We start from the raw sequence: 248 nt of genomic DNA on the forward strand, positions 1-248 counted from the left end.
TGAGCACCATCGTCATCGCGACGCGCGAAAGCCGTCTGGCCCTGTGGCAAGCCGAGCATGTGCAACGGCTGCTGCAAGAACGAGGCCACACGGTCAGCCTGCTGGGCATGACCACCCGCGGCGACCAGATCCTGGACCGCACGCTCAGCAAGGTCGGCGGGAAGGGCCTGTTCGTCAAGGAACTCGAAACGGCACTCGAAGAGGGGCGCGCCGACATCGCGGTGCATTCGCTCAAGGACGTGCCGATG

The 248-nt window shown here is 65.3% G+C and carries 1 pseudogene; it reads left to right on the forward strand.

The features are described 5' to 3' along the window. Positions 1-8 precede the first annotated feature (8 nt). Positions 9-248 (forward strand): annotated as a pseudogene (locus tag CVH10_RS23055) (hydroxymethylbilane synthase); the annotation flags it as partial.

It is taken from the genome of Halomonas sp. ND22Bw, assembly GCF_003011945.1.
Classification (GTDB): domain Bacteria; phylum Pseudomonadota; class Gammaproteobacteria; order Pseudomonadales; family Halomonadaceae; genus Halomonas; species Halomonas halophila.